This window comes from Paracoccus saliphilus, from assembly GCF_028553805.1.
GTDB classification, from domain to species: domain Bacteria; phylum Pseudomonadota; class Alphaproteobacteria; order Rhodobacterales; family Rhodobacteraceae; genus Paracoccus; species Paracoccus saliphilus.
Window position 1 is genome coordinate 1,740,621 of sequence record NZ_CP067140.1, and the last position, 25,390, is coordinate 1,766,010.

Below are 25,390 nucleotides of genomic sequence, written 5' to 3' on the forward strand. Positions count from 1 at the left end.
TCTTCACTTAAATATCCAAAATCTGGCCTAACCGCCAAACAGGCGCAGCGCCAGCGGTGCGATGACGGCGGTCAAGACGGCATTCAGTCCCATGCCAATGCCCGAGAAGGCTCCGGCCGTTTCATTGACCTGAAATGCGCGCGCGGTGCCGATGCCATGGGCGGCGACACCGACGGAAAAACCGCGTGCGCGCCAATCGCGGATCTTCAGGGCGTTGAGCAAAGGCGTGACGATGATCGCGCCGAAAATGCCGGTCAACAGGACCAATGCGGCGGTGAGGGTGGGCTGGCCTCCGATGCGCTCGGCAATGCCGATGGCGACCGGGGCGGTGGTGGATTTCGGGGCCAGGGATGCGAGAACCGGGCCGCTGATGCCGAAGGCGCGGGCGATGAGAAGGGCCGAGACGACGGCAGTGGCCGAACCCGCGACCAGCGCGGCAAGCATTGGCAGGGCGGCTTTCCTGACGCGGGGAAGGTTGTCGTAAAGCGGCAAGGCCAGCGCGACGGTTGCCGGACCGAGCATGAAATGGACGAATTGGGCGCCCTCGAAATAGGTCGTGTAATCGGTGCCTGTCAGCCACAGCAACAGGGCCAGCAGGATCACCGCGATCAGCACCGGATTTGCCCAGCTTTGCCGCCCGACAGCGCGGAAACAGGCGTCCCCCGCCAGGTAGGTGACGAGAGTAGCAGTTAGCCACAAGAGCGGCCCCTGCGCCAGGTAGGACCATATCAGCAGCGGATCACGCATCGCCCTGATCTTTCCGGGCATCCGGGTCGGTCGATCCGGTCCAGCGCGCCACTGCCGCGAAGACCCATGCTCCGACCGCGATTGCCAGCGCCGTCGATCCCATCAGCGCAAGGGCCAGACCTGCCCCATGTTCGCGCAACAGCTCCCAATGCGCGACGATGCCCACCCCGGCGGGGACGAAGAACAGCGACAAATGCTGCAGTAGCCCGAGCGCCGTGCTCCGGATCAGGGCCGCGACGGATGGGCGCAGGATACAGGTCAGAAGCAGCAGGATCAGCCCGACGACCGGCCCCGGCAAGGGCAGGGCCAGGGCGCGTGAGATAACCTCGCCGGCCAGTTGGAACGACAGGATGATGGCCAATGTGCTTATCATGACAGGCAGGCTAGCCGAGCGATGCGGACTGTGCCAGACGGCTTTGCATCACATCCGAATATGCCGTTTCATGCCGGGGCAGCCTGTGCGCATCTTGTGGATAACTTGATTGAATCATCCATATCTTGGGGTTCAGGTTGACTTGTTGCGGTCTCGCGGCAACAATCCCCAATAGATCTGATTCTGGAAAGGGCTCGCCCTTGCGCTTCGACCGCCTTCGTCTCAACGGCTTCAAGAGCTTCGTGGATCCGACCGACCTGGTCATCCGCGAGGGGCTGACCGGTGTCGTCGGTCCCAATGGCTGCGGCAAGTCTAACCTGCTCGAGGCGATGCGTTGGGTCATGGGCGAGAACCGCCCCACCGCCATGCGGGGCGACGGGATGGAAGACGTGATCTTTGCCGGCACTTCGCGCCGCTCGGCCAAGGGACATGCCGAGGTCACGCTGACCATGGACAACCGTGACCGGCTGGCGCCTGCCGGTTTCAATGACGAGGATCATTTCGACATCGTGCGCCGGATCACCCGCGACGCCGGTTCTGCCTACAAGATCGCGGGCAAGGATGTGCGGGCGCGCGACGTGCAGATGCTGTTCGCAGATGCTTCGACGGGGGCGCATTCCCCGGCGCTTGTGCGGCAGGGGCAGATCAGCGAATTGATCAATGCCAAGCCGAAAAGCCGCCGCCGGATCCTTGAGGAGGCGGCGGGGATCTCGGGGCTTTATCAACGCCGGCACGAGGCCGAGTTGAAGCTGAACGGGGCCGAGAACAACCTGACCCGCGTGGACGATACGCTGGATCAGCTTTCCACGCAGGCGGCGAGCCTTGCCCGCCAGGCGCGGGCGGCGGCAAAATATCGCGAGATCGGGGCGGCCTTGCGGCTGGCCGAGGGCTTGCTGCTCTATCGCCGTTGGTCCGAGGCCGAAGAGGCGCGGCAGGCGGCGACCGAGGCTTTGACGGCGGCAGTCAGGGCGGCGGCTGAGGCCGAGGCGACGTCGCGCTTGGCGGCCGAGCGACGCGAGGCGGCGGATGAGGCGTTGCCCCCCCTGCGCGAGGAGGAGCAGGTGGCGGCGGCGATCCTGTCACGCCTGACCGTGGAGCGCGAGGCGCTGGACGAGGCCGAGGCGCGAGCCGCCGAGCAGGTTTCGGCTCTGGTCGCCCGGATCGCGCAGCTTGACCGGGATATCGAACGCGAGGAAGCGCTGAACCGCGATGCGGGCGAAGTGGTCGAGCGGCTCGATTGGGAGCGGACCGAGCTAGAGAAATCCGGGCAGGGCCATGACGCACGCGTGGATGCAGCCGCCGCTGCTGCGGATGAGGCTGCCGAGGCACTGCGCGAAGTTGAAGGGCGGTTGGCCGAACTGACCGACGAGGCTGCGCGGCTTGCCGCCCGCCATCAATCCGCAGAGCGGCTGGCCTCGGATCTGCGTGACATGTTGGAGCGCGCGGAACGCGCCGCCGCCGAGGCCGACGAAAACGCCAAGCGCGCTGCCGAGGTCGGGAGTGCTGCCGAGGAGGCATTGCGGGACGCTGAAGAGGCGCAAGAGGCCGCGCGCGACCGGGCCGAGGCCGCCGAGGAAGCTTTGGGCGGCGCGGAAGCCGCCCGCACCGAAGCCGAAGCCGCCGAAGTCTCTGCCCGCGCCGCCCGATCCGAGGCCGAGGGCGAGGCGGGAGCATTGGCCGCAGAGATGGCGGCGCTCAAGCGGCTGGTCGAGCGAGGGCAGTCGGATGGCAAGGCGATCCTCGACCGGGTGCAGGTGGCCAAGGGATACGAGGTCGCCTTCGGTGCCGCCCTGGGCGACGATTTGCGGGCCGGGCTGGCCGAGGACGGGGAAACCGGGTGGCATGGCCTGCCCGGTTGGGATTCGCCACAGCCCTTGCCCGAAGGGGCGCGGGCGCTGGCGCAGCATGTCACCGGACCCGAGGCCTTGGCGCGACGGCTCTCGCAGGTCGGGTTGATCACGGATGCGGCAACCGGGGCCGAGCTGCAGGCAGACTTGTTGCCCGGTCAGCGGTTGGTGACCCTCGAGGGCGATCTGTTCCGCTGGGACGGGATGCGGGTGATGGCTGGCGAGGCGTCTTCCTCGGCCGCGCTGCATCTGCAGAAAGTAAATCAACTCAACGAGATCAGCGCACAAGTTGAGGAAGCACAAGAACGTGCGGATGCGGCGGTTGACGCCCATGACGAGGCCAAGGCGCGCCTGAACGACGCCTCGATGCACGAGAAATCCGCCCGCGACGGACGGCGCGAGGCAGAGCGGCTTCTCTCGGATGCGGCGCGGGCCTCGACCCGGGCGGAATCCGATCTGGCGATGGCGAATAGCCGGGTGGAATCGGCGCGGGGCGAGGTGACCCGGCACCGGGCGGATGCCTCGGATGCGCAGACCCGGCTGACTCAGGCCGAACGGGCGCTGGCCGAACTGCCGGATCGCGGCGATGCTGCGCAGGCCGTCGAGAATGCCCGGACAGGGGTCGAGGCGGCGCGGATCGCGACCATGACCCGTCGCACCGCGCTGGATGAATTGCGTCGCGAAGGGAATGCCCGGCAGAAGCGTTTGCAGGAAATCGCCAAGGAGGAATCGGGCTGGAAACTGCGCCTGCAACAGGCGGGCACGCGGGCCTCGGAATTGGCGAGCCGCCGCGAAGCCGCCGCCGATGAACTGGAACAGGCCGAGGAGCAACCCGCTGTTCTGGCTGAGAAACGTGACAGCCTCAGCGAACGTGAGGCGCAGGCCGAGGAACGGCTGACGCGTGCGCGCGAGGCTTTGTCGGTCGCCGATGATGCGGCCCGTAGCGCCGCCCATGCAGAGCGTGATGCCGAGCGCATTGCTTCGGAGGCGCGTGAAACCCGGGCCGCACGCGAGGCGCGGGCCGAGGCGGCGCGGGACAGCGAGGCGGTTGCTCGGGCACGGATTTTCGAGGAAACCGAGTCGACGCCGCAGGCGCTGCGCGACAGCTTGGAGGATGCCGATACCGAGACGCCCGCCGCTGCGCTGGAGGATCGGATCGCGCGGTTGCGGACGCAGCGGGATGCCCTGGGCGCGGTCAATCTGCGCGCCGACGAGGACAAGCGCGAACTGGAAGAAGAGCGCGACCAACTGGCCGGCGAAAAGGCGGATTTGGAAGAGGCGATCCGCAAGCTGCGCGCCGGGATCGGCAGTCTCAACCGCGAAGGGCGCGAGCGGCTGTTGACGGCATTCGACACGGTGAACGGCAATTTCTCGACGCTTTTCAGAACCTTGTTCGGGGGCGGCGAGGCGCGGCTGGTGCTGGTCGAATCCGATGATCCGCTGGAGGCCGGGCTGGAGATCATGTGCCAGCCGCCGGGCAAGAAACTGTCCACGCTCAGCCTGCTATCCGGTGGCGAGCAGACCCTGACCGCCCTGGCGCTGATCTTCGCGGTCTTCCTGGCCAACCCCGCACCGATCTGCGTGCTGGACGAGGTGGACGCGCCGCTGGATGACGCCAATGTCAACCGTTTCTGCGATCTGCTGGACGAGATGACCCAGCGCACCGACACGCGCTTCTTGATCATCACCCACCATGCGGTGACCATGGGGCGGATGGATCGTTTGTTCGGCGTGACAATGGTCGAGCAGGGGGTCAGCCAGCTGGTCAGCGTCGATCTGAAACGCGCCGAAGCGCTGGTCGCCTGAGGCCCGCGCAACGGCACCGTGCGTTGCATCTGTCGCCATGCGCAACAGGGACGCGATTTCATCCAGCAAATGCTGGGAATCCGGCTGCACAACCCGTACACCGCGCGTACACAGGATGTACACAACCTGTACACCGCTTGCGTGCGTCCAGCGGCAAAATTTGGGCATGGGTTGAAAATCACCGGCAGGCAGGTCCGGGCGTTTCATTCGCTTTCAATCCGCATTAGGTTGGGCCCTGAACACTGCATGAGGAGACGGATGCGACGACTGACCGCCAGCCTGTGTCTCGCCTTGATGCCGATGAATGTTGCGGCGCAGGTGACAGGCGATCCCGAGGTGATCGAAATCTTGATGCAGGATGCCGGATTTCCGGTCTACCGCGATACCGACAGCTATGGTGACCCGCGGATCCGCAGCGTCGTCGACGACACCCTGTTCAGCGTCTATTTCTACGATTGCGGCGACGGTCCATGCCGGGCATTGCAACTCAAATCGGTTTTTGACGGTGCGCAGCCGCGCGGCCTGGCTCTGGTAAATGCCTGGAACCGGGAATATCGTTTCGGCAGTGCCTTTCTGGATGCCGAGGGCGATCCGGTGATCGAGTTGGATATCAACCTGGCCGAGGACGGGGTTGGACGGCGCAATTTCAATGAAGTACTGGATGGCTGGACAGTCCTGCTGTCCGATTTTCGCAATCATATCAACTGGTGAGGAACCTATGAGCTTTGAAAAGACACTGGCCGACAATGGCATCACCCTGCCGGACGCCCCCGCCCCGGCGGCGAATTACGTGCCCTTTGCCCGCTCGGGCAACCTGATCTTCGTCTCGGGCCAGATCAGCGCCGACGAGAACGGGCTGATCAAGGGTAAGCTGGGCGAAAGCCTGGATGTCGAGGCGGGCGCTGCCGCCGCCCGGCGCTGCGGTCTTGCCCTGATCGCGCAATTGCGGGCGGCGACCGGGTCGCTGGACAAGGTCAAACGGGTGGTCAAGCTGACCGGCTTCGTGAACTCGACCCCCGATTTCACCGATCAGCCCAAGGTGATCAATGGTTGTTCGGACCTGATGGTCGAGGTCTTTGGCGATGCAGGCCGCCATGCCCGCGCCGCGGTTTCGGCCGCCGCACTGCCCCTGGGCGTCGCGGTCGAGATCGAAGCGATCTTCGAGGTGGAGTGATGCGCAAGCTGCCGCCAGAATTCAGCCGCATTCCCATGTCCCATCGCGGGCTGCATGGGCAGGGGGTGCCGGAGAACTCCCTGGCGGCGGCGAGTGCGGCCATCGCGGCGGGTTACGGTATCGAGATGGATATCCAGCCCGCCGCCGATGGCGTGCCGATGGTGTTTCACGATGACGATCTTGAACGGCTGACGGGGGAGAAGGGTCCCATTTCTGGCTATACCGCCGCTTTCCTGGCCGACAAGCGCCTGCAGGGCAGCGATGAGCCGATCCCGACGCTCGCGCAGATGCTGGAACTGGTGGCGGGGCAGGTGCCGCTATTGATCGAGATCAAGGATCAGGATGGCCGGCTTGGCCCGCAGATCGGCGAGCTGCATCAAAGGGTGGCCGAGGTTTTGGAAGGTTACGAGGGGCCGGTCGCAATAATGTCCTTCAATCCGCATATCGTGAAGGCGTTTCACGAGGCGAGCCCCGATATACCCGTAGGGATAACGAGCTGCGGCTTTCCGGCGCAGGACTGGCCCATGCTGACCGAGGAAACCCGTAGTCACCTGGCCTCGATCATGGATTTCGACCAGGTGGGCGCCTGTTTCATCTCGCATCACAAGGGCAATCTGGACAATCTTCGCGTCGATGCGCTCAAATCGCAGGGCGTGCCGATCCTGTGCTGGACCGTCCGTTCGGCCGAGGAAGAGGAGGCGGCGCGGGGTATCGCCGACAATATCACCTTTGAAGGCTACCGACCGCCAGTCTAGAGCGAAGATGACTGATCATATCCGGTGCCGGAACCGGGATCGGTCCCCGTCGCGGACAGCAGAGCCCGTTTCCCGGTTCGGTGCCGTGCTGGCCGATCAGGTGGTGACGGTGGAGATCGAGGGGCAGGGGGCGCTGCCCCCATCCGGCCCATCCGGACCGGATTCCCCCGGGATATTTGCATGAAGAAGAAGGGGCGGATCGTGGCAGCAATCGTTCTGCGCGATCCGAGGCGCCATGGGAAAGGGGCCGGAACTGGTCCGGCCCCCTGAGTCGATTTCGTTTGGCTTTACTGCGTCGGGCGGATGATGATCTCGACCCGGCGGTTCTGGGCGCGGCCCTCGACCGTGCCGTTCGAGGCGACGGGCTGCGACTCGCCGCGGCCCACGGCGACGACGCGACCCGAAGAGACGCCGCCCGCGGTCAGGATACCGGCGACCGATTGCGCGCGGCGCTGCGACAGGTCCTGGTTGTAGGCGGCGCTGCCGGTATTGTCGGTATGGCCAATCACTTCGACGCGGCTGTTCGGGTATTGGTTCAGGTTGCGCGCAACGGCGTAGAGATCGTTCTGCGCCGGGCCCGACACGGCTGCCGAATCGGTGGCGAAGAGGATGCCCTCGGGCAGGATGACCTGCAGGTAGGAGCCGTGATTGACGATCTGCACATTGGGATTGGTGATCGCCTGATCCAGCGCCGCGGCCTGACGGTCGAGGATATTGCCGGCAATCGCGCCCGCGGCGGCGCCGAGGATCGCGCCCCTGGCGGCATCGCGGCCCTGGTTGTTCTTGTCATCGTCGCGGGTGCCGCCCAGCACGGCGCCGACGGCGGCCCCGGCCAGCGCGCCCTGTTGGGTGCGGTTCATGCCGGTTCCGGTTCCGGTGGTATCGGTGCAGGCGCCGAGGGCGACCAGGCTTGACGCGGCGAGAATGGTAGTCATGCGGAGGTTCATCTGTCTCCCTTTCCTGTCTTGTATGCGGCAGAGGCTGTGCCGCGCATATGCTTGATGGACCCGTTCCCGAGTGACCATGATAACGCCTTGCAGGCTGGCTTAGTTCCGCGCGAAAGGAAAGGGAATTGTCCGGGAAAGTCCTGACAAGGCGTCACAATCCGGCGACGATCCGTGATTCGCTCACAGGCCTGGTCCTTCCGCCGGCTCGCGCGGCGCAGGCCGTGGGGACGACGGTTCTGCCGCCTTTCGGACGCGGCCCGGAGATTTGCGGATTCCACCTGCTTGAGGCCGAGACTGCAAGCCGCTAACAAGGCGCAATTGCAGGGGAATGCCATGCCGGTCACATTGAACACATCCGATGCCGATTTCGAGGCCCGCTTTGCCGCGATGCTGTCGGCCAAGCGCGAGGATTCCCCCGATGTGAACGATGTCGTGTCCGGGATCATCGCCGATTTGCGCACGCGCGGCGATGCGGTGCTGTGCGAATTGACGACGAAATTCGACCGGCTGGACCTGACGCCGGACCGGCTGCGCTTTTCCGCCAAGGAGATCACGGCCGAGGTGGCCAAGGTCTCGCCCGAGGATCGGGCCGCGCTGGCGCTCGCGTCAGAGCGTATCCGCGCCTATCACGCAAGGCAGATGCCGGAGAATGTGAGCTGGACCGATCCCGAGGGCGCGACCCTGGGATGGCGCTGGACGCCGGTATCGGCTGCCGGGCTCTATGTGCCGGGGGGGCAGGCGGCCTATCCGTCCTCGGTCCTGATGAACGCAATTCCGGCGCGGGTGGCCGGGGTCGAGCGGCTGGTGGTCTGCGTGCCGACGCCGGACGGGGTGATAAATCCGCTGGTCCTGCTGGCGGCGCAGCTATCGGGCGTGGACGAGATCTATCGCATCGGCGGTGCGCAGGCGATCGCCGCGCTGGCCTATGGGACCGAGACCATCCCGCCGGTCGACAAGATCACCGGACCGGGCAATGCCTATGTCGCGGCGGCCAAGCGGCAGGTCTTTGGGCGCGTGGGCATCGACATGATCGCCGGTCCCTCCGAGGTGCTGATCATCGCAGAGGGAGAGCAGGACCCCGACTGGCTGGCGCTGGACCTGCTGGCCCAGGCCGAGCATGACGCCGATGCGCAGTCGATCCTGATCACCACCGATCAGGCGCTTGGCCATGCCGTTGCCGGGGCGGTGGACCGGATCCTGCCGACACTTCCGCGCGCCGGGATCGCCGGGGCGAGCTGGCGTGATTACGGCACTATCATCATCGCCCGCGATCTGAACGAGGCGGCGGCCCTGTCCGATCGCATCGCGCCCGAGCATCTGGAACTATGCGTGGACGACCCCGAGGCGCTGGCCGGGAAATGCCGTCATGCCGGGGCGATCTTTCTCGGACCCTATACGCCCGAGGCGGTGGGCGATTATGTGAGCGGTCCGAATCATGTTCTGCCGACGGCGCGCTCGGCGCGGTTTTCCTCGGGCCTGTCGGTGATGGATTTCCTCAAGCGCACGACCATGGCCCGGTTGACACCCGGTGCCCTGGCCGCCATCGGTCCCGCCGCCACGCGACTGGCCGCCTCGGAAGGATTGCAGGCGCATGGTGCCTCGGTCGAGGCGCGTCTGAAGGCGCTGAACGAAAGGAAGGCGGAATGACCAGGATCACCCGCATAGAGATCGACGATTCCGCGATCGCGCCCGCCACGCCGGAGATGGAGCAGGAGCGGAAGGTGGCGATCTTCGACCTGATCGAGGATAACAGCTTTGCCATTCCGGGGCGCGAGGGGCAGCCTGCCCCGGATGGGCCTTTCGTCCTGTCGCTTGATATTCGCGAGGGACGGCTGGTTTTCGACATCACCGGCGAGAGTGCCGAGAAAGTGGCCGAGTTTCACCTGTCACTCGGGCCGTTCCGGCAGGTCGTGAAGGATTATTTCCAGATCTGCCAAAGCTATTTCGATGCCGTGAAACGCCTGCCACCCGCGCAGATAGAAGCCATCGACATGGCGCGGCGGGGGATTCACAACGAGGGTGCCCGGACCCTGAAAGAACGGCTGGAAGGCAAGGCCGAGTTGGATATCGACACGGCAAGGCGCCTCTTCACTCTGATCTGCGCGCTGATTCCACAGGGCTGATCGCATGGCGCAGGATAAGATACCCGCTTCGGTTCTGTTCTGCTGCGATCACAATGCGGTCCGGTCGCCGATGGCCGAAGGGATGATGAAGCAATTCTATGGCCGTGCCGCCTATGTTCAGTCGGCGGGGGTCAAGAATGACCTGGAGATCGACGGTTTCGCCATCGCGGTCTGCGAGGAGATCGGGATCGAATTGTCCAGCCACCGCAGCCGGAGCTTCGAGGAGATGCAAGATTGGGGAGACGATCTTGGCGGTTTCGATATGATCGTCGCCCTGTCGCCCGCAAGCCAGCGTCTTGCGTTGGAGATGACACGCCTGTTTCACCTTGAGGTTGAATATTGGCCGATCATGGATCCGACCGGCCTGGCCGAGGGGCGCGAGGCCAAGCTGGCTGCCTATCGCCAGACACGGGACCAGATTCGAACGCGAATGCTTGAGCGCTTTGGTCCGCCATTGAATGGCGTTTAACATATCTATTTTTTGTCAGCAGGATATCTGGGGTTTCCTTGCCCCGGAGAGCATGATTCCTGCTTTGATCTGAGTACACCAACATTGCATCACACGGAATCGATTCCGGCCGGAAAGAGATAATTCTTTCGATCCGCGTGCCGTGGTTAACCGTTTATTCATGCCTTGAAGCGCAATCAGGGGTTGATTTGCGGTTAAGGTGAATCATCAGGTTATGAATCTTTGCATATCGGCAGGCCCTGTCCTCTCGGGGCGGTCGCCCCGACTTCGGTCGACTACCGTCACCTGAATGATCCCGACCCGTCCAAAGGGCGAGATTCCCGCCCGCTTCACCCCTGCGGTGTCGCGGTCCGACCTCGTCATGTCTGTTGCAGGAAGGATCATTCGCATGGCAAATGCCGGTGCTCATCTGAACATCATCAATATCCAGGTCCGGGCAGAGGATAAGTTGGCGCAGGACAAGGCTTCCGGGGTTTTCGTTCAGAACCGCGAAGCTTTCGACAAACATTACCTCGCGTTCGGCGATCACCAGGTCCAGCCATTGGGCTATACGCCTGCGATGGTGGAGAGATTGGCGGCCGCATTACCCGCGGTGAACACGTTCCGGATCGGCTTCAACGAGAACGCCTTTGACGGAAATGGCAATCTGCATGCCGACTACGAGGCCTTCCTTCAGGACTCTCTCGATAACGGCAAGAATCTGATCTTCACCTATGCCGGCTATGGTGCCGCCTATCTTGGTGAAGAAAAGGGAATGACAGCCGGACGGCTCGAAAAGGCGCTGGATGGGGAATACTTGGACCGGCTGCAGACCGGCTGGACCCGATTTGGCGATTGGCTGGAGCGCAATCCCGAGATGAAGCCGGCGATCGTCGGGCTCGAGATCATGAATGAACCGGCCAGCTACGCGGCGGCCGCCGATCTCGCCAAGGCCGAGGGGGGACCTGGCCTTGCGCATTATACCGGCCTCTACGCCGAGCATATGAGCGAAACCGCCGCGATCATCGATGGCTTTTACGACGGCGATATCTATGTCGGGGCATGGGGGTGGAGTGCGCAGTTCGAACCGCTTGCCGAGACCGGTGAAAACGGTGTCTCGGTCATCGACAGGCTGCGAGCGGATATTGGCGAGGACCTCGTCTGGTCGGTGCATCACTATCCGGGTTGGGGCAATATCGGTGGGAGCAGCAGCGCCGAGCGCGAGCAGGACTGGGCCGAGTTCATCTCGGTCGTCGATGGCGATCCGATCGTGCTGACCGAGACGAACAGCTTCGGGGAAACCACGAATCATCCGGATTCGGATCACGCCCCCGATTTCCAGTATTCGCGGATGCTGGGCTGGTTTGCCGAGAACGACATCGCTGTCGCATGGTTTCCCGGCGCCAATACCGGCGGCTCGGGCCTGGCCTATATCGGTGAAAAGGGCGAGATCGAGATTCGGCATCAGGACAGCTATGCCGCCGCGATGAACGCCTTCACTGCGGATTCTGACCTGGAGGGTGATGGCGAGGTACAGGTCATCGATGCAAGGCTGCGGAACGAGAAAACCGCGAGCGATCACGATCCCGAGTCGCGCTTTGACCCGGTGGAAAAGCTAGGCCTGGGATTGGGCAGCGACGGAGATGACAGGATCATCGGAACGAAAGGCGCCAATAATTTCCTTTACGGGCAGGATGGCGACGATGTTCTGATCGGCGCGGATCACGATGACTATCTGTACGGGCAGGGTGGCGATGACAGGCTTATCGCGACGGGCGCGATCTCGGTCCTTGATGGGGGCGGCGGCGGTGACGTCCTGAAATTGGGCGGAGAAGAGGTCATCGCCACTGGTTCGGCAGGCAATGACAGCTTCGTACTGGATGGAGCCCAGAGGATCACAATTGCAGATTTCGAGATCGACAGGGATGTTCTGAGCGTTGGTGATCTCTTCGCCGATCTGCAGGAGTTCGAATCCGCGCTAGAGGTCGTGCCCGGCGAGACCGACGATCATCCGGGCGATCTCCTCATCACGGCACCCGACGGCACGATCATTACCATACTGATGGGGGGGAATCTGGCAATCGATCCATCGCAATGGGTCAAGGAGTTCCTGGCCGAAGACGGCGAACCCGATTCGGGGCAAGACGATGGTTCCGAGGCGGATGACGGAAAAACGCCTGACCCCCGCGTTTCTGCGAAATCTGTACAAGACGTCACTCCCGAAGACGAAGAGGAACTTCCCTTGTCGTTGGCTCCGGCAGAAATGCGGGATGAATCCGGCGGGGAAAACGGTGACGGGGAGGATGACTCGGACGATTCTTCGGGCGGTATGGGGGGCGCACTCGCCGGGTTGGGATTGGCGGGTGCGCTTCTGGTCGCTGCTCTGTCGGGCGGGATGTCCTAGAACTCCTCACTCGGCGTGCAGGCCCTGCAAATCCATTTCGATCGAATAGGGCAGGGCCTGCACATAGGCTTAGCGGTGGCGCCAATGCGGGGGGACATCCCAGATGGGGCGGGCCAGTTCGGCCGCGACATCGTCGCGGGTCAGGCCGACATCGCGCAATTGCTCGTCGGTCAGGTTCGACAGGTCGATGCGCGTCTTGCGGACATCGAACATGGTCAGGATACGCTCAATCCAACCGGGGCGCGGGACGATGCCTTGCCCGGTCACGACGCGTAGCATTGCTGCGGATTTCTGTGCCATTCTTCACCTCCGGTGATCTATTGCATCAAGAAGGATGATAATATTGATACTTACCATCCGATGGGTTGATATTTACGCCTTCCGGATGTATTCGTAAAACGAATGATTTTGATGGTTGGCATCAGGAGGATTGAAGGATGCGGAATCTCGATATCGCCACGCTGCGCTCGCTGCAGGCGGTGGCCGAATATGGCGCGGTGACCCGCGCGGCAGAGTCGCTGAACATGACGCAAAGCGCCCTGTCGATGCAGATGAAACGGCTGGAAGAGATCTTCGGTCAGCCGATGCTGATGAAACAGGGGCGCGGGGTCGTGCTGTCGGACATGGCCTCGGAACTTCTGGTCGAGGCGCGCAAGCTCGTGGCGATGAATGACAGGATCATGTCACGCTTCACCGGGGAACGGCCCGAGGGACGGTTGCGGGTCGGGCTTACCTCTGACTGGCTGCTGGACAAGGTCGCGCAGGCAGTGCGGGCATTCCGGGAGCATAATCCCCGGGTCGAACTGATCATCAACGACGGCAATACCGTGGATCTGCGCAAGCAGATGAAGAACGGCGATCACGATGTGATCCTGACGACGGAATTCGAGGCGCCGCCGGGTGCGATCCATCTTGCCAAGCTCGACCTGATCTGGGTCGGGGCGATCGGCGGCACGGCCTGGCGGCAGCGGCCGCTACCGCTCGCGAATTCGCCACGTTGCGCCTATTACCCGGTCGGCATCGCTGCGCTCGAACAGGCCGGGATCGAATGGAGCCAGTCGGTCGGCGATGGTGGCTGCGAGGCGTGGCGGATGCTGGCGGCGGCGGATCTAGGGGTCAATCTGCAGGTCGCGGGAATTGCTTTGACAGGGCTTGAGACAATCGATCACGGCGGGGCGTTGCCGCCACTGCCGCCGACATGGCTGAACGCCTATGTCACGGATGGACCGGCCCGCTGCCTGGCTTCGGATTTCGCCTGCTACCTGCGTCGCGCGGTGAACGAGGTGGCAGAGGTGGCCGCGGCCGCGGCCTGAGCGGTTTCGGTTCCGGTTGAGTTTACCGGTTGCGCCGGGTGATGGCTTATTGCGTCCCGCGATGGCCGGGGGTTTCACACCCCCGGACCCCCGTGGGATATTTCCATGAAGAAGAAGGGAGGGGCGATCTCTGGCGGGTGAAACCGCTCTGGCGCGGCCACACCACCGCAGCCTGCACGGAAATGTGAATGCAGGCGGGAGCGTACGCTGCCTGTGTACGCCCTGTGTACAGGCTGTGTACGGGTTGTGTACGCGCTGTGCGGCCAAAAACCCGGCAATTGTTGGTCAAGCGCGTTGTCTTGCGTTGCGCAACACCAAAGCGCAACGCGCGCTGGTGTTGCGGGGCCGCGTCAGACCACCACGCCGGCCCCTTCGGTCGCGGGACCGGCGACAGCGCGGAAGGCGGCGAACATCTCGCGCCCCATGCCCTCGCTGCTCGGCGCGGGGTCGAAGGCGGCGGGCTTGCGATCATCGAAATCCTCGGCAAGGCAGTCGATCGTGCCCATGGTCGCATCCATCCGGATCATGTCGCCGTCATGCACCCGCGCAAGCGGCCCGCCGACCGAAGCCTCGGGCGAAATATGGATCGCTGCGGGCACCTTGCCCGACGCCCCCGACATCCGCCCATCGGTCACCAGAGCGACCTTGAGTCCCCGATCCTGCAGCACCGCGAGGGTCGGGGTCAGGGAATGCAGCTCGGGCATGCCATTCGCGCGAGGTCCTTGAAAACGCACGACAACAATGGTGTCCTCGGTGAATTCTCCAGCCCTGAATGCGGCTTTCACCTGTTCCTGATCGCTGAACACGCGGGCTTTCGCCTCGATCACGTGACGTTCTTCGGCCACCGCGCTGATCTTGATGACACCCCGGCCGAGATTGCCTTCAAGCTGTTTCAGGCCGCCGGTTTTTGCGAAAGGATCATGGGCCGGGCGAAGGATCTTGTCGTTCAGCGATTCCCTCGCGCCAGCTTCCCACCGGACGCGCTCGCCTTCCAGCTTGGGCTCGGCGGTGTAGCCGTCCAGCCCGGTGCCGTTGATCGTCTTGACATCGGGATGCAACAGCCCGGCATCCAGCAATTGCCCGATCATGTAACCGATTCCGCCCGCCGCGTGGAAATGGTTTACATCGGCCAGCCCGTTCGGATAGACCCGCGCCATCAGCGGCACGGCCTCGGAGATGTCGTGGAAGTCCTCGATATCCAGCCGCACGCCCGCAGCCCGAGCCATCGCCGGTAAGTGCATGACAAGATTGGTGGATCCCCCTGTCGCCATGAGCCCGACCATGCCGTTGACGAAGGCGCGTTCGTCCAGAACATCGCCCGCAGGCAGGTAGTCATTACCCAAGCGAGTGATCGCGGCGGCGCGTTCGACCCCGGCCACGGTCAGCGCCTCGCGCAGCGGTGTGTTGGGATTGACGAAGCTCGATCCCGGCAGGTGCAAGCCCATGAATTCCATCAGCATCTGGTTGCTGTTGGCGGTGCCGTAGAAGGTGCAGGTGCCGGGCCCGTGATACGAGGCCATTTCGGCTGCCATCAACTCATCGCGCCCGATCTCACCCGTGGCGAATTGCTGGCGGACCTTTGACTTCTCGTCATTCGGCAGGCCCGAGGGCATTGGACCTGCGGGAATGAACACGGCGGGAATATGGCCGAAAGTCGCCGCGCCGATCACCAGCCCCGGCACGATCTTGTCGCAAACGCCCATGTAAAGCGCCGCGTCGAAACAATCATGCGACAGGGCCACCCCGGCCGCCAGCGCGATCACGTCGCGCGAGAAAAGTGACAGCTCCATCCCGGCGCGGCCCTGTGTGACGCCGTCGCACATGGCGGGCACGCCGCCCGCGACCTGCACCGTGGCGCCAGCCGCATGGCCCGCGCGGCGGATAATGTCGGGATAACGCTCATAGGGCTGATGCGCCGAGAGCATGTCATTATAGGCAGTGACGATGCCGATATTCGGCTTGCGCGTCGTCGCCATGTCTTCCTTGTCATCCATCGCGGCATAGGCATGTGCCTGGTTGCCGCAGGAAAGATGCGCGCGGCGGGGACCGTCCTCTGCCGCCTTGGCGATCTTTTTCAGATATTTGCCGCGGCTGTCTTGCGAGCGTTCGCGGATCCGGTCGGTGACGCGGTCGATGGTGGCGTGAAGGGTCATCTTGCGGCCTCCTCTGGCTTTGGGACGACTATATTCTGTTAGCGATAACAAAGCAAGTATTGCACGGCACTCCGGTGAAGGCCCGGCCTGCTCTTACTTGTCGGCTTTCTCCACGATCTTCGCCTGGTTCCAGAGCTGATCCATCTCGGCCAGGTCGCTGTCTTCCGGGCGACGGCTCTCGGCGGCCAGCGCGGCTTCGATCGACTGGAAGCGGCGGGTGAACTTGGTGTTGGCCCGGCGCAAGGCTTCTTCCGGGTCGATCTTCAGATGCCGCGCCAGATTGGCCATCACGAACATCAGATCGCCGAATTCTTCCTCGAGCTCATCGGGTCCAAGCTCATCGCGCGCCTCGACCAGTTCGGCGGTTTCCTCGGAGATCTTGTCCAGAACGTCTTCGGCGCCGGGCCAGTCGAAGCCCACCCGTGCGGCGCGATTTTGCAGCTTGATCGCCCGGGTCAGGGCGGGCAGGCCCAGGGCCACACCGTCCAGCGTCCCACGTTCGGCCTTGCCGGCACGTTCGGCGGCCTTGATAGCCTCCCAATCCTTGACCTGCTGTTCGGCGGATTTATCGCGGCTCTCATCGCCGAAGACATGTGGATGGCGGAAGATCAGCTTGTCGGAAATCGCCGCCGCGCAATCGGCGAAATCGAACATCCCCTTTTCACGCGCCATCTGCGCATGAAAGACCACCTGTAGCAGCAGATCGCCCAGTTCTCCGGGCAATTCGTCCCATGCCTTTCGGTCGATGGCGTCGGCGACCTCATGCGCCTCTTCGATCGTATAGGGCGCGATAGAGGTGAAATCCTGCTCGATATCCCATGGACAACCGGTTTCAGGATCCCGCAACTTGTCCATGATATCGATCAGGCGGGCGATCTCGGTTCCCGCATCCATGCTGTCTGCCATTGCAATCCATCCCGTCCTCGGCTCCGATGGATCGATTGCCACAGCCCGGAAGGTGAGTCCACATGCCAGTCCTGAACCGTATCGCCGATTATACCGACGAGATGACCGCGTGGAGGCGACACCTGCACCAGCATCCCGAACTGGGCTTCGACTGTCACGAGACGGCGGCTTTCGTCGCCGCCCGGCTGCGCGAATTCGGTGTGGATGAAATTCACGAGGGAATCGGCCAGACCGGAATCGTCGCCATCGTGAAGGGGCGGGGCGAGGGGGCGACAATCGGTCTGCGGGCCGATATGGATGCCTTGCCGATGGAAGAGACCACCGGCGCGGAATGGGCCTCGAAAGTGCCGGGACGGATGCATGCCTGTGGACATGACGGACATACGACGATGCTGTTGGGGGCCGCCAAATACCTGGCCGAAACGCGGAATTTTGCCGGCCGTGCGGCGCTGATCTTCCAACCCGCCGAAGAGAATGGCGGCGGTGGCGACGCGATGGTGCGCGAGGGCATGATGGAGCGTTTTGGTATCAACCGGGTCTTCGCGATGCATAACAGCCCGAACCATCGGGCGGGCAGCATTTATACCACGCCCGGACCGATCATGGCGGCGGTGGACAGTTTCGAGATCGACGTGAAGGGGCGTGGCGGGCATGGCGCCATGCCGCATCTGACCGCCGATCCCGTCGTCGCGGCGGTGGCCATCGTGAACGCGATCCAGACGATTTCCAGCCGCAATCACTATGCACTGGACGATCTGGTCATCTCGGTGACCCAGATCCATACAGGCAGCGCCGACAATATCGTGCCCGACGATGCCTGGATCTGCGGGACGGTGCGGACATTCGACCCCCAGGTCCGCGAGATGGTCCAACGCCGCCTCTCCGAGATTTGCGTGGGGCAGGGCGCGGCCTATGATGTCAGTGCCGAGTTGACCTATATCGAAGGCTATCCGGCCACGGTGAACGATCCCGATCAGGCCAGTTTTGCGGCCGAAATCGCCCGCGAGGTGGCGGGAGATGCCAATGTCGAGGATTCGATCGGCCGCGAGATGGGAGCGGAAGATTTCAGCTATATGCTGAATGTGCGTCCGGGCTGTTACCTGTTCCTCGGGCAGGGCGAGGGGCCCGGAGTTCACAATCCCGGTTATGATTTCAACGACGAGATCGCTCCGCTCGGCGCAAGCTTTTTCGCGCGGCTGGTCGAACGCGGGCAGCCGGCATCGTAAATGACATGATATTCTGAAAAGGGGGTTGGGCGGTCGGTTCAACCCCTGTACAGGCGGCGCAAACAGATCAATCCGTGGTACAGGCTCAAAACCTGAATGAGGCGCGAAACTGTGTCAGCGCGGCATTCACGTCGGTTTCGGGATATCCGCTGAAATCGTCGAAGCCCTGTTTCGTATGTTCGATTCCAAGCGTCAGATGATCCGTAACCTGCATATTCGCGCCCAATCCGTAAACCAGCCCGGAAGACGGGTTCAGATCCGGGCTGTCAGGGATGAAATATGCGGTTCCGAAAACTCCGTAGGGTGCAAATCTGCCAAGATCGACACCGAAAACGGTTTTGAATCGCAGCAGTTTATGCCGACCCTCGTCGGCGTCGCGCCGGATCATGGCTGCATCGACTTCGGCCCCGGCGAGAAAGCGTCCGTGATCGACAAGACGGCCGAAATGAAGCCCGTAGCCGGTGAAATCGCCCAGGTCTTCGATGCCATTTTCGTCAGTCAGGGATGCGTTGCCCGAGCCGGATTGCAATCCGGCATAAAAGCCCTTCCAGTCGCCTCCGATGCTCCGGTCGCCGATTTCGATCGCCGAGGAAAGCGTGGTGGAGGGGGAATCTTTCGCGAAAGCGGCGGATGACAGCATGACGACAGCTGCCATGATGGGGATGCATTTCATATTCCACTCCGGCTTGGTTGGGGCGTTTGGCGCGATTCGGATGCCGGGTATCCTTGCCGCTCTACTGTTAATAACCCCTTAAGATCGGGGATTTTCATCCGGATCACGGCAATTTCGGCAGCTTCGTTTACCGATACTCGATCCTGTGTCGTGCAGTTTCTTGCCAATGCCCGGCCGCGCAGATAGGTTGCGCGCCAACTCGAATTGGTCGGCCTCAAGGTCCGGCCTGACAGCCGAAAGGAAACCGCATGTTTGCTACCCCTGCCTTTGCTCAGGCCGCCGGAGGTTCCGGTGGCGCAGCCTTTGCGCAGTTCATCCCGCTGATCCTGATCTTCGCGATCATGTATTTCCTGATGATCCGGCCACAGCAAAAGCGGGCCAAGCAGCATCGCGAAATGGTTGCGGCGCTGAAAAAGGGCGACCAGGTCGTCACCCAGGGTGGGCTGATCGGCAAGGTCGCGAGCGCCCGCGACGACGAACTGGAAGTCGAGGTCGCGCAGGGCGTCAAGGTCCGCGTGGTCCGTTCGACGATTGCCCAGGTCATCACCGCGACCACCCCGGCCGCCGCCAATAACTGAGGGCTCGACGCCAAATGCTTCAGATCGACCGCTGGAAACGCATCCTGATCATCGGGATCTGCGTGCTGGGGCTGGCCTATGCCATGCCCAACCTGTTCTACGAACGGGTCGAGGCGCATAATGATGCCGTGGCCACGGTCGAGAAGACCGGCGTCAGCACTCCGGAGCTGGAGGCGGCGGAAGCGGGTTGGCCGGGCTGGTTGCCGAACGGGCTGGTCAATCTGGGGCTCGACCTGCGTGGCGGTGCGCATCTTCTGGCCGAGGTGCGGGTGAGCGAGGTCTACAAGTCGCGCATGGACGCGCTCTGGCCCGATCTGCGCCGTGCATTGGCCGATGAGCGCGCCACGATCGGTACGATCCGCCGGGTGCAGTCTTCGGAAGGCACATTGAAGATCGAGATCGGCAACCCCGACCAGATGGCGCGGGCGGTCGAGATCGCGCGCGGCTTTTCCGATCCCGTTGCCAGCCTGACCGGGGCAGGGCAGTCCAGCCTGGACATCAATGCCGATGGCAACGCGATGACGATCCAGTTGTCAGAGGCCGAAAAGGTCGCAACCGATGACCGGACCATCCAGCAAAGCCTCGAGATCATCCGTCGGCGCGTGGACGAGGTCGGCACCCGTGAACCCACCATCATGCGGCAGGGCACCGACCGGATCCTGATCCAGGTGCCGGGCATCGGTTCGGCCGAGGAACTCAAGGCGCTGATCGGCACGACCGCCAAACTGACCTTCAACCCCGTCGCGGGCACCGGCTCGGATCCGGATGCACCGGTCGATGTGGGGCAGGTGGTGCTGCCCGATGCCGAGCAGGAGGGGGTTTACTACACGATCGAGGAAACTCCCGTCGTCTCCGGCGAAGAGCTGAACGACGCGTTGCCCTCGACCGATCAGAACGGGCAGCCTTCGGTCGATTTCCGTTTCAACCCGACTGGCGCGCGGAAATTCGGTGCCTACACATCGGCCAATGTCGGCCAGCCCTTCGCCATCGTTCTGGACGATCAGGTGATCTCGGCCCCGGTGATCCGGCAGGCCATCACCACCGGATCGGGGCAGATTTCGGGCTCCATGACATTCGATGAGGCCAACCAACTGGCCATCCTGCTTCGTGCCGGTGCATTGCCCGCCGAGCTGACCTTCCTCGAAGAGCGGACGGTCGGACCGGAACTGGGGCAGGACAGTATCGATGCGGGCAAGATTGCCTCGATGGTGGGTTTCGTGGCCGTGATCGTGCTGATGGTCCTGTCCTACGGAAAATTCGGGGTATTCGCCTCGATCGCGCTGGCCATCAATATGGGACTGATCTTTGGTGTGCTCTCGATGATCGGTGCTACACTGACCTTGCCCGGCATCGCGGGGATCGTGCTGACCATCGGCATGGCGGTCGATGCCAATGTGCTGGTCTTCGAGCGTATTCGAGAAGAGTTGAGGACCGCCCGCGGTCCGGCCCGCGCGATAGAGTTGGGTTATGAAAAGGCGATGTCGGCGATCGTGGATGCCAATATCACCACGCTGATCATCGCCGCGATCCTGTTCGCTCTGGGCTCGGGTCCGGTCAAGGGCTTTGCGGTGACGCTGAGCATCGGCATCGTCACTTCGGTCTTTACGGCACTGTGGGTGACGCGACTGATGACCGTCACATGGTTCGAACGCGCCCGCCCGCGCCAGATCGAGGTGTAACATGGCTTTCCGTCTGAAACTGGTTCCCCAGGACACCAAGATCGACTTCTTTCGCTGGCAGTTCCTGACCTTCGGGATCTCTTCTGCCATGATCGTGCTGTCGGTCGTGTTCCTGGTGATGTTCGGTCTGAATTTCGGCATCGATTTCAAGGGCGGCACGACGATCCGGACCGAATCCACGCAAGAGGTGGATGTCGGCGCCTATCGCGAGGCATTGCAGCCTCTTGGTCTGGGCGACGTGGCGATTTCGCAGGTGTTCGACCCGACATTCGGCCCCGATCAGAATGTCGCCCAGGTCCGTATCAGCGCGCAGGATGGTGTCGAATCCGTGACCCCGGAAACCATCAATGCCGTCGAGGCGGCTTTGAAAGAGGTCGATTCCTCGATCACCTTCCCATCGGTCGAATCGGTCGGTCCCAAGGTGTCGGGGGAACTGATCAATACCGCGATCTATGCCGTTCTCGCGTCGCTGGCGGCGATCTCGGTCTATATCTGGCTGCGCTTCGAATGGCAGTTCTCGATCGGGGCCATCGTCTCGCTGGTTCATGACGTGGTTATCACCATGGGTGTCTTCGCGCTGTTCCAGATCAAGTTCGACCTTGCGACCGTGGCGGCATTGCTTACCATCGTGGGTTATTCGATCAACGATACGGTTGTCGTGTTCGACCGGCTGCGCGAGAACCTGATGAAATACAAGAAGCGTGCCCTGCGTGACGTGATGAACCTGTCGGTGAACGAGACCCTCAGCCGCACGGTGATGACCTCGGGCACGACGCTCGTGGCACTGATCGCGCTCTTGGTGCTGGGCGGCGACGTGATCCGTGGCTTTGTCTTCGCGATCACCTTCGGGATCGTGATCGGCACCTATTCCTCGATCTATGTGGCCAAGAACGTGGTTCTGTGGCTTGGCGTCAAGCGCGACTGGTCGAAAAAAGATCCCAAGGAAGCGGCATTTCCGGGAGCCGAGGCCCCCTGATGGCGATGAAGCCCACAGATTTCGACGGAGCGGTGCCGGTTGACGGCTACGGCCCCGGTTTCTTCCGCGTGGGCGGAGAGGTCATCCAGGGCCCGGTCCTCGTCGAACAGGGGGGAGCGCAGCCTTGGGAAGGGCTGGAGGATCGCGCAGCGCTTTTGGCTTTGGTCGGTCGTATTGACGTATTGTTCCTGGGAATGGGGGAAGAGATCGCCCATCCGCCGGGTGATCTGGTCGATGCGCTGGAAGAGGTCGGGGTGATGGTCGAGGCGATGGCCTCTCCCACGGCGGCCCGCACCTATAACGTGACCTTGTCCGAAGGCCGTCGCGTCGCCTGCGCGCTTTTACCCCTGTGACTCTGCTTGCCGTCCATGACCTTGCCGCCGCCCGCGGCGGGATCAGGGCGGTGGAAGGTGTGTCCTTTACCCTGGATCCCGGAGAGGCGCTAATCCTGCGCGGCCCGAACGGCATCGGCAAGACGACGCTTCTGCGCTGCGTGGCGGGGTTGCAACCGGCGGCCGGCGGGCGGATCGAGATGACCGAGGACTCGGTTGCCTATGCAGCCCATGCGGATGGCTTGAAAGCCGCGCTGACAGTGACCGAGAACCTGCGCTTCTGGGCGCGGATATTCGGTGGCGAAAGCGTCGATCAGGCTTTGGCCGCGATGGATCTGACTGCGCTGGCCGATCGTCCAGCAGCGGCACTGTCCGCCGGACAGAAGCGGCGATTGGGGCTTGCACGACTGATGGTCACGGGACGCCCGCTTTGGGTTCTGGACGAGCCGACCGTGTCGCTTGATGCCGTCTCGGTCCAGCGCTTCGCAGAGGCGGTCCGGACGCATTTGGCCCAAGGAAGTGCGGCACTGATGGCGACGCATATCGACCTTGGGCTGGAAGAGGCGCGAGTGCTGGACCTGACCCCCTATCGCGCCAGGCCGGGACGATCCGGGAGGCCTGCAGGCTTCAACGAGGCTTTCGCATGAGCCGATCCGTGTCAGACCTGCCCTACAAGGATTGCGTCCCGCGACAGCCGGGGGGCGCTTCGCCTCCCCGGACCCCCCCGAAGATATTTTTGCAAAGAAGAAAGCGGGCGAGTGCGGGTTCGTCTCGCGCCGGAATCGGCGGTCCCGCAGATCGTAACCGGGGGGAGGGCCACAGATGCTGGCCCTGCTGAAGCGCGATCTTGCCCTTGCCACCCGCGCGGGCGGCGGTTTCGGCCTTGCGGTCGCGTTTTTCCTGATCCTCTGCGCATTGGTGCCCTTTGGCGTCGGTCCCGAGACCAGCGCACTGCGTCCCATCGCGCCGGGAATCCTCTGGGTCGGGGCACTGCTTTCCTGCCTGTTGTCGCTGGATCGCATCTTTGCGCTGGATTACGAGGATGGCAGTCTTGATCTGCTGGCCACCGCGCCGATCCCGTTGGAGGCGGTCACTGCCCTCAAGGCATTGGCGCATTGGATCACCACCGGATTGCCGCTGATTGCCACCGCGCCGGTTTTCGGCATCCTGCTGCATTTGCCGGGGCAGGCCACCGGCTGGCTGATCGTCTCGCTGCTGATCGGCACACCGGCGCTGTCGATGCTTGGCGCATTCGGAGCGGCGATCACCGTGGGGCTGCGCCGGGGTGGGCTACTTTTGTCGCTCTTGGTTCTGCCGCTCTATATCCCCACGCTGATCTTCGGTACCGAGATCATCCGGCGCGGCGCGGAGGGGGGCGATCCCACCACGCCGATCCTGTTCCTTGCCGGAATCACCGCCGGGGTCATGGCTCTGGTGCCGTTCGCCGCCGCCGCCGCCCTGCGGGTCAATCTGCGGTGAGAGGGCTTGAGGGGCGCGCGCGCCGAGGATAGGGGAGACATATGTCGATCTGGGAATACGCAAACCCCGTGAAGTTCATGCGCGTCTCTGGCGCCGTCCTGCCATGGCTGGCCATCGCCGCGGCGGTCTGCACCATCGGCGGCGTCGCATGGGGATTTCTGACGCCCGAGGATTACAAGCAGGGCTCGACCGTCAAGATCGTCTTCCTGCATGTGCCCGCCGCGATGATGGCGATCAATATCTGGGTGATGATGCTGATCGCCTCGCTGATCTGGCTGATCCGGCGTCATCATGTCAGCGCATTGGCCGCCAAGGCCGCGGCGCCGGTGGGGGCGGTGATGACGCTGATCGCGCTGGCCACCGGGGCGATCTGGGGGCAGCCGATGTGGGGAACATGGTGGGAATGGGACCCGCGCTTGACCTCATTCCTGATCCTGCTGCTGTTCTATATCGGCTATATCGCGCTCTGGTCCGCCATCGAGGACCCGGATAGCGCCGCCGACCTGACCGGGGTGCTGTGCCTTGTCGGCTCGGTCTTTGCTTTGCTGTCGCGCTACGCGGTGCTGTTCTGGAACCAGGGGTTGCATCAGGGGGCCTCGCTGTCCGTTGCGCCGGGCGAACGTATGAGCGAGATCTATCGCTATCCGCTTTACCTTTCGATGTTCGGGTTCCTGCTGCTGTTTCTGGTGTTGGTTCTGGTCCGCACCCGCACAGAAATCCGCAGGCGGCGTCTTGCCGCATTGCAGGCACGGGAGATGCGCGCATGATGGATCTTGGGAAATATGCCGGCACGGTGCTGGCCGCCTACGGGGTCTCGTTGCTGCTGTTGACCGGGATTATCTGGCAAAGCTGGGCAGCAAATGTACGCGCCCGCCGTGAATTGGAGAAATACGAGAAGAATGGCTAGGATTTCGCCCCTTGTCGCGCTGCCGCCGCTGGCCTTTGCCGCTCTGGCGGGGATGTTCCTCTGGGGCATGGGGCGCGACGATCCAGACGCGCTGCCCTCGACCATGGTCGGGCGCGAGGCGCCTGCCGTGCCGCAGACCACGCTGCCGGGCAAGACGCAACTGACCGACGCGATGCTGCGCGAGCCCGGCGTGAAGCTGGTGAATTTCTGGGCAAGTTGGTGCCCGCCTTGCCGGGCAGAGCATCCGACCTTGATGGAATTGTCCGAACGCCTTCCGGTTTATGGCGTCGATCTGAAGGACCCGGAGGCCAATGCGCTGGAATTCCTGGAGGAGGACGGCGATCCGTTCCATGCCATGGCGACCGATCCCAAGGGGCGGGGGGCCATCGATTGGGGGGTGACCGCCCCGCCCGAGACTTTCATCGTCAATGGCGAGGGCGAGATCCTTTATCGCTTTGCCGGGCCGATGGTCCGCGAGGATTACACCAACCGCTTTGTCCCCGAGCTGGAAAAGGCGCTGGCCGCCGAGCAGTGATCTGACGGG

At 63.2% G+C, this 25,390-nt stretch carries 27 protein-coding genes; 20 read left to right on the top strand and 7 right to left on the bottom strand.

Annotated features, from left to right (window positions below; all coding sequences use genetic code 11):
- Positions 1-27: 27 nt before the first annotated feature.
- A complete protein-coding gene (locus JHX88_RS08300) occupies positions 28-747 on the bottom strand; it encodes an LrgB family protein (protein ID WP_076526214.1) in 720 nt (239 codons plus the stop codon).
- The gene (locus tag JHX88_RS08305) at positions 740-1,120 is read right to left on the bottom strand and encodes a CidA/LrgA family protein (protein WP_076526216.1); all 381 of its coding nucleotides are present in this window, start codon (positions 1,118-1,120) and stop codon (positions 740-742) included. Before JHX88_RS08305 ends, JHX88_RS08300 begins: the two co-directional genes overlap by 8 nt.
- Before the next feature lie 200 nt (positions 1,121-1,320).
- Here JHX88_RS08305 and JHX88_RS08310 point away from each other — a divergent pair, with 200 nt between their 5' ends.
- From JHX88_RS08310 to JHX88_RS08330, 5 genes are all read left to right on the top strand, one after another.
- Positions 1,321-4,773 (top strand): chromosome segregation SMC family protein, encoded by a 3,453-nt coding sequence (locus JHX88_RS08310; protein ID WP_076526218.1) that lies wholly within the window; start codon positions 1,321-1,323, stop codon positions 4,771-4,773.
- A 258-nt stretch (positions 4,774-5,031) separates the two neighbouring features.
- Positions 5,032-5,484, top strand: coding sequence for a YbjN domain-containing protein (locus JHX88_RS08315; protein ID WP_076526220.1), 453 nt, complete (start codon positions 5,032-5,034; stop codon positions 5,482-5,484).
- A 7-nt stretch (positions 5,485-5,491) separates the two neighbouring features.
- Entirely contained in the window at positions 5,492-5,947 is a 456-nt protein-coding gene (locus tag JHX88_RS08320) for a RidA family protein (protein ID WP_076526222.1), read from the top strand.
- Positions 5,947-6,702, top strand: a complete 756-nt coding sequence (locus JHX88_RS08325; protein ID WP_076526224.1) for a glycerophosphodiester phosphodiesterase family protein — start codon at positions 5,947-5,949, stop codon at positions 6,700-6,702. The genes JHX88_RS08320 and JHX88_RS08325 overlap by 1 nt, the downstream gene beginning before the upstream one ends.
- Positions 6,703-6,709: 7 nt before the next feature.
- Positions 6,710-6,886 (top strand): hypothetical protein, encoded by a 177-nt coding sequence (locus JHX88_RS08330; RefSeq protein ID WP_176011443.1) that lies wholly within the window; start codon positions 6,710-6,712, stop codon positions 6,884-6,886.
- 103 nt (positions 6,887-6,989) lie between these two features.
- On the opposite strand, the gene JHX88_RS08335 is transcribed toward JHX88_RS08330, so the two are convergent.
- Positions 6,990-7,649, bottom strand: a complete 660-nt coding sequence (locus tag JHX88_RS08335; protein WP_076526225.1) for a YiaD family glycine zipper/OmpA-like lipoprotein — start codon at positions 7,647-7,649, stop codon at positions 6,990-6,992.
- 333 nt (positions 7,650-7,982) lie between these two features.
- On the opposite strand from JHX88_RS08335, the gene hisD reads away from it, so the two are divergent.
- The 4 genes from hisD to JHX88_RS08355 all read left to right on the top strand — a co-directional run bounded on the left by hisD (position 7,983) and on the right by JHX88_RS08355 (position 12,624).
- Positions 7,983-9,296 carry a histidinol dehydrogenase gene (hisD, locus tag JHX88_RS08340; protein ID WP_076526228.1) on the top strand — a complete coding sequence of 438 codons (1,314 nt, stop codon included), beginning with the start codon at positions 7,983-7,985 and terminating at the stop codon, positions 9,294-9,296.
- Positions 9,293-9,772 (top strand): UPF0262 family protein, encoded by a 480-nt coding sequence (locus JHX88_RS08345; protein ID WP_076526230.1) that lies wholly within the window; start codon positions 9,293-9,295, stop codon positions 9,770-9,772. Before hisD ends, JHX88_RS08345 begins: the two co-directional genes overlap by 4 nt.
- Before the next feature lie 4 nt (positions 9,773-9,776).
- Positions 9,777-10,241, top strand: coding sequence for an arsenate-mycothiol transferase ArsC (locus JHX88_RS08350; protein WP_076526231.1), 465 nt, complete (start codon positions 9,777-9,779; stop codon positions 10,239-10,241).
- A 388-nt stretch (positions 10,242-10,629) separates the two neighbouring features.
- Positions 10,630-12,624 (top strand): hypothetical protein, encoded by a 1,995-nt coding sequence (locus tag JHX88_RS08355; RefSeq protein WP_076526235.1) that lies wholly within the window; start codon positions 10,630-10,632, stop codon positions 12,622-12,624.
- A gap of 69 nt (positions 12,625-12,693) precedes the next feature.
- Here the strand turns inward: JHX88_RS08355 and JHX88_RS08360 are convergent, their stop codons facing one another.
- Positions 12,694-12,924, bottom strand: coding sequence for a DUF1127 domain-containing protein (locus tag JHX88_RS08360; RefSeq protein ID WP_272848218.1), 231 nt, complete (start codon positions 12,922-12,924; stop codon positions 12,694-12,696).
- A gap of 137 nt (positions 12,925-13,061) precedes the next feature.
- Here JHX88_RS08360 and JHX88_RS08365 point away from each other — a divergent pair, with 137 nt between their 5' ends.
- On the top strand, positions 13,062-13,937 hold the full coding sequence (locus JHX88_RS08365) for a LysR family transcriptional regulator (RefSeq protein ID WP_076526237.1): 876 nt from the start codon (positions 13,062-13,064) through the stop codon (positions 13,935-13,937).
- A gap of 350 nt (positions 13,938-14,287) precedes the next feature.
- Here the strand turns inward: JHX88_RS08365 and edd are convergent, their stop codons facing one another.
- Positions 14,288-16,090 (bottom strand): phosphogluconate dehydratase, encoded by a 1,803-nt coding sequence (gene edd / locus JHX88_RS08370; RefSeq protein ID WP_076526238.1) that lies wholly within the window; start codon positions 16,088-16,090, stop codon positions 14,288-14,290.
- 93 nt (positions 16,091-16,183) lie between these two features.
- Entirely contained in the window at positions 16,184-16,996 is an 813-nt protein-coding gene (gene mazG, locus JHX88_RS08375; RefSeq protein WP_076526240.1) for a nucleoside triphosphate pyrophosphohydrolase, read from the bottom strand.
- A 62-nt stretch (positions 16,997-17,058) separates the two neighbouring features.
- On the opposite strand from mazG, the gene JHX88_RS08380 reads away from it, so the two are divergent.
- A complete protein-coding gene (locus tag JHX88_RS08380; protein ID WP_076526242.1) occupies positions 17,059-18,222 on the top strand; it encodes a M20 aminoacylase family protein in 1,164 nt (387 codons plus the stop codon).
- An 85-nt stretch (positions 18,223-18,307) separates the two neighbouring features.
- On the opposite strand, the gene JHX88_RS08385 is transcribed toward JHX88_RS08380, so the two are convergent.
- The gene (locus tag JHX88_RS08385; protein WP_141225829.1) at positions 18,308-18,895 is read right to left on the bottom strand and encodes an outer membrane beta-barrel protein; all 588 of its coding nucleotides are present in this window, start codon (positions 18,893-18,895) and stop codon (positions 18,308-18,310) included.
- 248 nt (positions 18,896-19,143) lie between these two features.
- On the opposite strand from JHX88_RS08385, the gene yajC reads away from it, so the two are divergent.
- From yajC to JHX88_RS08430, 9 genes are all read left to right on the top strand, one after another.
- Entirely contained in the window at positions 19,144-19,473 is a 330-nt protein-coding gene (yajC, locus tag JHX88_RS08390) for a preprotein translocase subunit YajC (protein ID WP_076526246.1), read from the top strand.
- A gap of 14 nt (positions 19,474-19,487) precedes the next feature.
- Positions 19,488-21,152, top strand: coding sequence for a protein translocase subunit SecD (gene secD / locus JHX88_RS08395; protein ID WP_076526248.1), 1,665 nt, complete (start codon positions 19,488-19,490; stop codon positions 21,150-21,152).
- A gap of 1 nt (position 21,153) precedes the next feature.
- Positions 21,154-22,128 (top strand): protein translocase subunit SecF, encoded by a 975-nt coding sequence (gene secF, locus JHX88_RS08400; RefSeq protein WP_076526250.1) that lies wholly within the window; start codon positions 21,154-21,156, stop codon positions 22,126-22,128.
- Positions 22,128-22,481, top strand: coding sequence for an Mth938-like domain-containing protein (locus JHX88_RS08405; protein ID WP_076526252.1), 354 nt, complete (start codon positions 22,128-22,130; stop codon positions 22,479-22,481). The genes secF and JHX88_RS08405 overlap by 1 nt, the downstream gene beginning before the upstream one ends.
- The gene (gene ccmA / locus JHX88_RS08410; RefSeq protein WP_076526254.1) at positions 22,478-23,107 is read left to right on the top strand and encodes a heme ABC exporter ATP-binding protein CcmA; all 630 of its coding nucleotides are present in this window, start codon (positions 22,478-22,480) and stop codon (positions 23,105-23,107) included. Before JHX88_RS08405 ends, ccmA begins: the two co-directional genes overlap by 4 nt.
- 175 nt (positions 23,108-23,282) lie before the next feature.
- The gene (gene ccmB, locus JHX88_RS08415) at positions 23,283-23,939 is read left to right on the top strand and encodes a heme exporter protein CcmB (protein WP_076526256.1); all 657 of its coding nucleotides are present in this window, start codon (positions 23,283-23,285) and stop codon (positions 23,937-23,939) included.
- A gap of 41 nt (positions 23,940-23,980) precedes the next feature.
- The gene (locus JHX88_RS08420; RefSeq protein WP_076526258.1) at positions 23,981-24,706 is read left to right on the top strand and encodes a heme ABC transporter permease; all 726 of its coding nucleotides are present in this window, start codon (positions 23,981-23,983) and stop codon (positions 24,704-24,706) included.
- Positions 24,703-24,846 (top strand): heme exporter protein CcmD, encoded by a 144-nt coding sequence (gene ccmD, locus JHX88_RS08425; RefSeq protein WP_076526260.1) that lies wholly within the window; start codon positions 24,703-24,705, stop codon positions 24,844-24,846. The genes JHX88_RS08420 and ccmD overlap by 4 nt, the downstream gene beginning before the upstream one ends.
- Positions 24,839-25,381 (top strand): DsbE family thiol:disulfide interchange protein, encoded by a 543-nt coding sequence (locus JHX88_RS08430; protein ID WP_076526262.1) that lies wholly within the window; start codon positions 24,839-24,841, stop codon positions 25,379-25,381. The genes ccmD and JHX88_RS08430 overlap by 8 nt, the downstream gene beginning before the upstream one ends.
- Positions 25,382-25,390 lie beyond the last annotated feature (9 nt).

Coding starts and splice junctions, on each gene's coding strand:
- mazG (WP_076526240.1), bottom strand. CDS start 16,996: ATGGCAGACAGCATGGATGCGGGAACCGAGATCGCCCGCCTGATCGAT.
- JHX88_RS08335 (WP_076526225.1), bottom strand. CDS start 7,649: ATGAACCTCCGCATGACTACCATTCTCGCCGCGTCAAGCCTGGTCGCC.
- JHX88_RS08330 (WP_176011443.1), top strand. CDS start 6,710: ATGACTGATCATATCCGGTGCCGGAACCGGGATCGGTCCCCGTCGCGG.
- JHX88_RS08300 (WP_076526214.1), bottom strand. CDS start 747: ATGCGTGATCCGCTGCTGATATGGTCCTACCTGGCGCAGGGGCCGCTC.
- JHX88_RS08350 (WP_076526231.1), top strand. CDS start 9,777: ATGGCGCAGGATAAGATACCCGCTTCGGTTCTGTTCTGCTGCGATCAC.
- JHX88_RS08360 (WP_272848218.1), bottom strand. CDS start 12,924: ATGGCACAGAAATCCGCAGCAATGCTACGCGTCGTGACCGGGCAAGGC.
- JHX88_RS08305 (WP_076526216.1), bottom strand. CDS start 1,120: ATGATAAGCACATTGGCCATCATCCTGTCGTTCCAACTGGCCGGCGAG.
- edd (WP_076526238.1), bottom strand. CDS start 16,090: ATGACCCTTCACGCCACCATCGACCGCGTCACCGACCGGATCCGCGAA.
- yajC (WP_076526246.1), top strand. CDS start 19,144: ATGTTTGCTACCCCTGCCTTTGCTCAGGCCGCCGGAGGTTCCGGTGGC.
- JHX88_RS08385 (WP_141225829.1), bottom strand. CDS start 18,895: ATGAAATGCATCCCCATCATGGCAGCTGTCGTCATGCTGTCATCCGCC.
- JHX88_RS08430 (WP_076526262.1), top strand. CDS start 24,839: ATGGCTAGGATTTCGCCCCTTGTCGCGCTGCCGCCGCTGGCCTTTGCC.
- JHX88_RS08315 (WP_076526220.1), top strand. CDS start 5,032: ATGCGACGACTGACCGCCAGCCTGTGTCTCGCCTTGATGCCGATGAAT.
- JHX88_RS08325 (WP_076526224.1), top strand. CDS start 5,947: ATGCGCAAGCTGCCGCCAGAATTCAGCCGCATTCCCATGTCCCATCGC.
- JHX88_RS08420 (WP_076526258.1), top strand. CDS start 23,981: ATGTCGATCTGGGAATACGCAAACCCCGTGAAGTTCATGCGCGTCTCT.
- JHX88_RS08365 (WP_076526237.1), top strand. CDS start 13,062: ATGCGGAATCTCGATATCGCCACGCTGCGCTCGCTGCAGGCGGTGGCC.
- JHX88_RS08320 (WP_076526222.1), top strand. CDS start 5,492: ATGAGCTTTGAAAAGACACTGGCCGACAATGGCATCACCCTGCCGGAC.
- secF (WP_076526250.1), top strand. CDS start 21,154: ATGGCTTTCCGTCTGAAACTGGTTCCCCAGGACACCAAGATCGACTTC.
- JHX88_RS08380 (WP_076526242.1), top strand. CDS start 17,059: ATGCCAGTCCTGAACCGTATCGCCGATTATACCGACGAGATGACCGCG.
- ccmB (WP_076526256.1), top strand. CDS start 23,283: ATGCTGGCCCTGCTGAAGCGCGATCTTGCCCTTGCCACCCGCGCGGGC.
- JHX88_RS08345 (WP_076526230.1), top strand. CDS start 9,293: ATGACCAGGATCACCCGCATAGAGATCGACGATTCCGCGATCGCGCCC.
- secD (WP_076526248.1), top strand. CDS start 19,488: ATGCTTCAGATCGACCGCTGGAAACGCATCCTGATCATCGGGATCTGC.
- JHX88_RS08405 (WP_076526252.1), top strand. CDS start 22,128: ATGGCGATGAAGCCCACAGATTTCGACGGAGCGGTGCCGGTTGACGGC.
- ccmD (WP_076526260.1), top strand. CDS start 24,703: ATGATGGATCTTGGGAAATATGCCGGCACGGTGCTGGCCGCCTACGGG.
- hisD (WP_076526228.1), top strand. CDS start 7,983: ATGCCGGTCACATTGAACACATCCGATGCCGATTTCGAGGCCCGCTTT.
- JHX88_RS08355 (WP_076526235.1), top strand. CDS start 10,630: ATGGCAAATGCCGGTGCTCATCTGAACATCATCAATATCCAGGTCCGG.